The sequence below is a fragment of the Lonepinella sp. BR2271 genome, assembly GCF_051851515.1.
GTDB lineage: Bacteria > Pseudomonadota > Gammaproteobacteria > Enterobacterales > Pasteurellaceae > Lonepinella.
This window is the reverse complement of the sequence record NZ_JBPDVF010000002.1, coordinates 219,747-226,902: the sequence shown is the minus strand read 5'-3', so window position 1 is coordinate 226,902 and position 7,156 is coordinate 219,747. Positions and strand designations below refer to the sequence as shown.

The following is a 7,156-nucleotide window of genomic DNA, read 5'->3' as shown; positions in this document are numbered from 1 at the left end:
GTTCCAGTTGTGTCGCCAGACGCATTGCTGGGTAGCTACATGCGGGAGAGATAAGTGCTGAAAGCATCTAAGCACGAAACTTGCCTTGAGATGAGTTCTCCCAATCTTAGAGATTGTAAGGGTTGTTTAAGACGAAGACGTAGATAGGTGTGGTGTGTAAGCGGTGCGAGCCGTTGAGCTAACACATACTAATTGCCCGAGAGGCTTAACTATACAACCTCAAGTGTTTTGCGAAACCTTGAGAAGACAAAGAAACCGAAGACTTCAGACAGCTTGTTTCAAATTAAGAAGAAAAAAGTGAGGAAAAAGACACCGCACTTTTTAGAAAAAGTAAAACAAAAAAGAACAGAAAAATCATCAAAGAATATTCTGATGGTCATAATGCAGTAGCCCCACCTGACTCCATGCCGAACTCAGAAGTGAAATGCTGTAATGCCGATGGTAGTGTTGGGTTTCCCAATGTGAGAGTAGGTCACCATCAGGTTTTTTATTATCAAGAGAACCCCAGTTATGAAAGTAGCTGGGGTTTTGTTATTTTTGTTGGTCGAAAAATAATCGATTTTCAAAGGAGTATACTCCTTATAGATTTTGCTTGTCAGCAAAATCTATATAAACAATACTTGCAAGAAAATTAAAATAATGAGGTAACGGAATATGTTATTTAAGAAATTCGAAAATGGTCGATCATTTTATCAAGCTGCGAATGGGGCGAAATATCAATATGATCTCTCAAATCCAGCCGAACGTAAACAATATGAGATAGATATTTTAGCTCAAACTCGAGATAAATTATCGGTTAATCCGCTTCATTTTCTTAATCAACAGACGGAAATGGCTGGCGGTGGTATTTTAGATGACTAAGGCGGTATCTATGGTAACGAAATTTTTTTGTAAATCTTTCTTATTTATTTTATTGCTAATTGGGATGAGTGGCTTTGCTTCTTCTAAGATGGTTGAGGTAGATGAAAACTGGACTATTCCTGAGATAAAAAGATTGCTGATGGTGATAGCGAGCGGAAATGCAGATATTAATATATCCATAGAAGGTGTAGAAGATACAGTTTTATATTTTCGCTATAATGGGCACTTCGGAGCGGTTGGTAGTCACGATGGAAATGAATTTTATTGGCAGTTACTTACGGACTATAAGTCTACTGTTTCAAAAATTACTCGGTTTAATGCCGCTAAAATATATCGTAATGCTGTACTATATGATGATAACGTGGTATTTCGAACATCTCTCTGGTGTTTTCCCTCCGGCTGTTCAGCTGAGCGAGTTGGGGCTAGTTTTATGATGTTGAGAAAACAGCTTGAAGAATATGAAGAACAATTTAAGTAATATCTAAATAGGAAAACTAATCCTATAACAAAATTGATGGAGATACCTGTTCTTGCGAGTCATTCACACAGGTAGAGCCTATACAAAAATTTGTGTAAATACCTGTTTCTGAGATAATAACCAAAAACAGGTATTTTTATGATGAACGAATAACAAATTAAAGCATTGGCTAATGAATTAGCTAAAAACCTCAAAACGCCAGAAGATCTCAATCAGCTTTCTCGAATGCTGAAAAAAATCACCGTGGAAGCTGCTCTCAATACTGAGTTGACCTCACATCTCGGTTATAAGAAAAATCAGCCAAGAAAGGCTAAAAATAGCCGAAATGGTTATAGTCAAAAAACCTTGCTCACCGATGAGGGGGATATTGAACTCAACATTCCACGAGATCGTGAAAGCACCTTTGAACCCCAGATTATTAAGAAGAATCAGACTCGCATCACGGGTATGGATGAGCAAATTATTGCCTTATATGCCAAAGGGTTAAGTAATCAAGAGATTGTTGATTCGTTTAAGGAATTTTATGATGCCGATGTTTCACCTAGCCTAATTTCTCGGGTGACTGATTCAGTCAAAGAACGCATTATTGAGTGGCAAAATGAACCCCTTAATGCGGTGTATGCCATTGTTTATTTGGATTGTATCGTGGTGAAAGTTCGCCAAGACGGACGCATTATCAATAAAGCCGTGTTTATCGCTCTTGGCGTGAATTTGGAAGGGCGTAAAGAGCTTTTGGGGCTTTGGATTGCCGAAAATGAAGGGTCAAAATTTTGGTTAAACGTACTAACCGAGCTTAAAAATCGTGGCGTACAGGATATTCTGATTGCTTGTATTGATGGTTTAAAAGGCTTTCCTGATGCGATTAATACTGTTTTTCCTGAAACGAAAATTCAGCTGTGTATCGTGCATATGGTTCGTAATAGTTTGAAATATGTCACTTGGAAAGATTACAAAGCCGTGACAGGGGATTTAAAGCTGATTTATCAAGCACCTACGGAACAGGTAGCCCTACAGGCACTGGCTAATTTTGAGCAAAAATGGCAAGCAAAATACCCCTTAATCGCCAAAAGCTGGCAGACTCGTTGGGCGAATTTAGCCACGATTTTCAGCTATCCTGACGATATTCGCAAGGCAATTTACACGACCAATGCGATAGAATCGTTAAATAGCGTGATTCGGCGAGTGATTAAAAAACGAAATGTTTTTCCGACTGACGAATCCGTGATTAAAATAGTCTGGCTTGCGATTAGAGATACATCTAAAAAATGGTCAATGCCAATCCGAAATTGGCGAGCAGCATTGAACCATTTTGTGCTAGAATTTGGTGATCGCTTAAATGATCACCTTTAAGTGAAATTGGTGTTTACACAAAATGTGGGGTAGATACCCAAACATCCAAATTTGAGACCTATATAAAACTAACATAGAATGAATTAAAACAGTACTTCAAATCGTTTCTCTCACATCCTTTATAACTTCCTCCTCAAATGGCGTAAGCTCTAATTCATTTATTTTTATTTTAGACAGATTACTAATTGCTTGATCCAATGATCCATTTGCATTTAACTGATTTTCTATTTTTTTCGCCAAGGGGAAAGGTAAGCCATATTCATCCAATGCTATTAAAGCAGGATCAGAAAACATATTTTCAACCTGCCCACAGAAAAAACTATAATCTGCTTTTTTTGCATTAAATCTATCAGCAATTTCATTTTGTATACGGCAAACCGCCATAGCAAATCTGGGAAAATGAAACTGCATCCACTGCCGTGTAAAATTCAACTCTGATTCTATAGCATCATCTGCCTTGGCACCTTCATCAATTTTATTTTTTATAATATCTTTAATGGTGTTATTTTTAATCTGATTTATTTTAAATGCTAACTGTTTCCCTGACCTTATTTCTGCAAATCTTTCTGAAGCATTAACTAAATAGTCCCATATTAATTCACACAACAACTCTAATTGCTTATAATTAGGCCAACTGCTCCAAGCAAGCGATAAATTTTTCTCATTGTTTTGAATTAAGTATTTAGCTAATTCTAATTGATTATCTGGATTTACGCCTGAGTTACTACGTATCACATCAACGCTCAAAATATCTTGCTGATAATATTTCTTAATTCTATTCCAAGCATTATCTTTAATATCTTCTTTTTCTATCTGGATGAGTAAACTTTCCGAAGAGTTATCTTCTTGAGAAAAGATAGGAATCTCAACTAGAGGAAGTTCTTCTTCAGGGGGATCGTTAAAAATATAAACATTACCAATAAAATATTGAAACATTCTCCCTGATCGCCCCCTGATATTATTAAATGTAAAGAAATCATATTTCCTTTTGGCTATCATGTTATCAAATATAATAATATTTTTAGCCTTGGTATTGACTCCTTCGATCAAAGTGGATGTGCACACTAAAAATGGCAACTTACCTTCATTGAATCCTTTTACACATAAATGTGCCAACGCTCTAGGAATTCTTCCATGATGCATCCCTATCCCAGCATTAAGGCCTTTAACAAATATCCATTCAGGATGATAATTTTCCCCAACCCAGTGAGCCGCTTCTAGTAAACCCATCCCCTTTTTTATACAATTATCCACAAGTAGTTGAGTGATCTCCCTTGCTTTTTGGGGTGATGAACAAAATATAAGAGTAGGCTCATTAACGCTCTTACATAAACTTAATAACTTATCATATCTATGTTTTTTATCATTTTTCTCTGGAGTTACACGAATTAATTCGGTAACTACTGTGGCATAGTCAGTTCTAATAAATCGACATTTGAATTCTTCTGGCAGCCCTTCTGGTATATTTTGAATATTTGGACCCAATAGATAAAACTGCTTAGATTGTTTTTTCAATTTATAAAAAGCATGATTTAATGTCATTGCTCTATCTGTATCTTCTCGCGGATCTAGCTTATAAAATTCATCCAAGATAAGAATATCCATCTGAGGAAGCTCAGGGAAATCTATTGCTCTTTCCTGAGTCAAAATAAAAATGTTTCTATCTGTATGAGTCTGAGACGCATGAGTGATTATTTTATAATCATTCTTAAATCTAGATAGGCGTCTTCTTGTTTCATCAATTAAAGCAATTGTTGGGACAATGAGAATAATGTTATTAAAAATATTGGTTTGCACAAGAGAATCAATCAAAGCACTTTTCCCAAAACTTGTCGGAGCACTTAATATAACATTTTCCCTATTAATGAGATATTGAAATATCTCCGCTTGCACTCGATGAAACACAATCCCTTCATTTTCTATATTATCAGATTCTTTCTCATTGTCTTTCTCCATATCAAAGCTATTACTAATTAGTGCTGGCCTATGCATTTCTCTAGCTATAGCATCCTTGATAGTAATAACATCTGTGTCCAAATAAGGATATAGACCAAAATGACTAACCAAGCCATTTATAATTTCTAAAAATGGTTCAAATTCTTCTTTTCTATCCAATACCCTCAAAACCAAATACTGATTACGAATATCCTCTGGACTTTGATTAACTAGATTGCAGACGGATTGCAATATCACAAAAGCATTATCAGCTCCTATTTCATCCTTAGATTTTAATTTACTCTCTAATTCTTGATATGAAAGCATTATTGCAACCTCTTTAATTCATCATTTAACCGCGATAATAATATAGATTTATTTTGCAATGGTATTAGAAAAAGATAGATTTTGACGGGTAAATTTAAATCTCTTAACTTACTCTCTAAATCTTTCCTAATATCCATAACTTCATTTACACAATCTTTTTTGAAATCATCTGTACTTTTATCGTATTTTGTTAAAACACTACTTTCATATGTAATTAATATTGGTATACAAACACAATCAAAAAGTTTATCCAGAGATGTATTCGTATTAAGAAGTTTAGATAATTTGTCATAATACGGAATACTTTTATCCATCTTATTTAAAATGAACATTTTTTCATTTTTCATATAGTCGATTTTTATATGGTCTTTAATTTCATCAATTACATCTTTTATAGCTTTATTTTTATCCTTATAAAACTTCACTTCACCAAGCCAGAGCTCTAATTTCTCATTAATTTCAATTGCATGAACAGCATCGTAACCTTTGACTGTGTTATTAGCAGAATCTTTAAAGTAAATTTTGCTAATTACAGGGATGGATTTATAGATTTGTCGTAGTACCATATGGAGAAATAACTCTCCAAACTCTCCTCTTGTTTGGTATTTATCTGTTTGGTAAACCAAGCGAGCAGCCTCTCTTATTAATCTTAAACCATTGCTTGAGGAAAAATTATTTAATTTATCAATAGGCAAACAGAATTCTGGCAGCCACTCCATGACATGACTTGCAAAGCTAGATGCCCGCCATTCTCCGCCTTCATAACCAACGCATAATGCACAAACTGGTACTAATGGATTATTAGTAAAATCGTGAACTCTAACTTCTAAGAATGGTTCTGGCGGTTCTGGAAAAGACATAATAACTACACACCTCAAAAAATAAAGATATGGCGAATTTGCCCGTACCATAATACACCCTTCGTTAGCACTAGCCTAGTCATTTATTTCAAACACAATGCTTGGACGCGCTGGATTTCGTCAAACGGCTCAATTTTGAGCTTGTAGATTTGTATTCCATAGGTTTCAGGCTGCCTGACTGTAAATCATGCTCCATCATATTAGCACGCCAAATAGCCCCAGATATGAAGTAGATATGAAGTCTGATTTTGTTTTGGTATATTGTTTGTGCTTTTGGGGCTTTATTAGCACACTTTTTTCCGTATGAATAGACGGATATACCAAACTACAACAAACCATTTTAATACACAACCACTTGAAATGGCTGACTGATGATAATACAAGTTTACCGTCTCTAATCACTAGTAGATTAAAGAATTTTATTTTGGTGGACAAGGGTCATTGCTATAGCTATTCCCCATCGGATTTTACCATCAACACCATGTATCTTAGCATCAGGTCACTGATTTCTTGTAATCTCCTCTGCATGATTGATTGCTTTTGTGTTAGATAAATGGCAGTTGTTTTACTATTTCCTTCCCCCTTAACTACCTAACCATTAGGGTGAGACATATCAGTATATTCTACAAGAAAACGGAACGTTTTTATGGGAAATCCTTTAAGACTGTTGATGAAATTAAAAGAACTGAGTCCGATACAATATCGTCGTCAGTCCTTGATGTAAGTGTCAAACTTTTTTGGGGTAGATCATTTTCCCCCACGCACTTTTGGTTTTGCTAAGGCCGAATATCCCGCAAAATCGGATTTTGCATAGAAATCAGGGTTTCTGTGGACTGAATTTCATCAATCAACTGAATTTTGGTGGCCAACACATGATGTAGTTCTTCAATGGTGTGGGTCATGACTTTGATAAAAATCGAATAGTTGCCCGTGGTGTAATAGGCCTCGACCACTTCGTCAAAACTTTCAAGGCGGTGGATCACTTTGTCGTAATCTTTGGCGGATTTGAGGATAATCCCAATAAAACAGCATACATCATAGCCCAATTTGCGTTCGTTAATTCGCACTTTGGTACCCTCAATAATGCCGGATTGACGCATTTTTTCGACTCGCACATGAATTGTCCCTGGACTAACGCCAAATTTTTTGGCCATTTCAGCATAAGGTGTGCGAGCATCTTTGGTTAAAACACGTAAAATTTGCTGATCTAAGTTGTCAATAGTTTGCATAGCTACCTCGTTATTAGAATTTATCTAAAATTATTATGTGTATTTTGAATATTTTCTGTATTATATCGAAACTTTTATAAAAAGTATTGAAAAATATGCTTGTAATGTTAAATAAT

Annotated in this window: 7 protein-coding genes and 2 rRNA genes; 6 read left to right on the top strand and 3 right to left on the bottom strand. The window is 35.4% G+C overall.

Features of this window, described 5'->3' with window-relative positions; all coding sequences use genetic code 11:
- The 5 genes from ACTG7X_RS03120 to ACTG7X_RS03100 form a co-directional block, all read left to right on the top strand.
- A 23S ribosomal RNA gene (locus tag ACTG7X_RS03120) occupies nt 1-213 on the top strand; the annotation flags it as partial.
- Between the two features lie 155 nt (nt 214-368).
- Nucleotides 369-484: ribosomal RNA gene (rrf, locus tag ACTG7X_RS03115) — 5S ribosomal RNA — on the top strand.
- Between the two features lie 170 nt (nt 485-654).
- Entirely contained in the window at nt 655-861 is a 207-nt protein-coding gene (locus ACTG7X_RS03110; RefSeq protein WP_439257073.1) for a hypothetical protein, read from the top strand.
- A 10-nt stretch (nt 862-871) separates the two neighbouring features.
- Nucleotides 872-1,339: a hypothetical protein gene (locus tag ACTG7X_RS03105; protein WP_439257071.1), complete on the top strand. Its 468-nt coding sequence runs from the start codon at nt 872-874 to the stop codon at nt 1,337-1,339.
- A 156-nt stretch (nt 1,340-1,495) separates the two neighbouring features.
- Nucleotides 1,496-2,689, top strand: coding sequence for an IS256 family transposase (locus ACTG7X_RS03100; protein WP_439257080.1), 1,194 nt, complete (start codon nt 1,496-1,498; stop codon nt 2,687-2,689).
- A gap of 96 nt (nt 2,690-2,785) precedes the next feature.
- Here ACTG7X_RS03100 and ACTG7X_RS03095 read toward each other — a convergent pair whose 3' ends face one another.
- Entirely contained in the window at nt 2,786-4,951 is a 2,166-nt protein-coding gene (locus tag ACTG7X_RS03095) for a DEAD/DEAH box helicase (RefSeq protein WP_439257070.1), read from the bottom strand.
- Complete coding sequence (locus ACTG7X_RS03090) at nt 4,951-5,811, bottom strand: HamA C-terminal domain-containing protein (protein WP_439257069.1); 861 nt, start codon at nt 5,809-5,811, stop codon at nt 4,951-4,953. Before ACTG7X_RS03090 ends, ACTG7X_RS03095 begins: the two co-directional genes overlap by 1 nt.
- A 646-nt stretch (nt 5,812-6,457) precedes the next feature.
- On the opposite strand from ACTG7X_RS03090, the gene ACTG7X_RS03085 reads away from it, so the two are divergent.
- Nucleotides 6,458-6,535: an IS3 family transposase gene (locus ACTG7X_RS03085; RefSeq protein ID WP_439257079.1), complete on the top strand. Its 78-nt coding sequence runs from the start codon at nt 6,458-6,460 to the stop codon at nt 6,533-6,535.
- A gap of 52 nt (nt 6,536-6,587) precedes the next feature.
- Here ACTG7X_RS03085 and asnC read toward each other — a convergent pair whose 3' ends face one another.
- Complete coding sequence (gene asnC / locus ACTG7X_RS03080) at nt 6,588-7,040, bottom strand: transcriptional regulator AsnC (RefSeq protein WP_439239971.1); 453 nt, start codon at nt 7,038-7,040, stop codon at nt 6,588-6,590.
- Nucleotides 7,041-7,156: the final 116 nt, after the last annotated feature.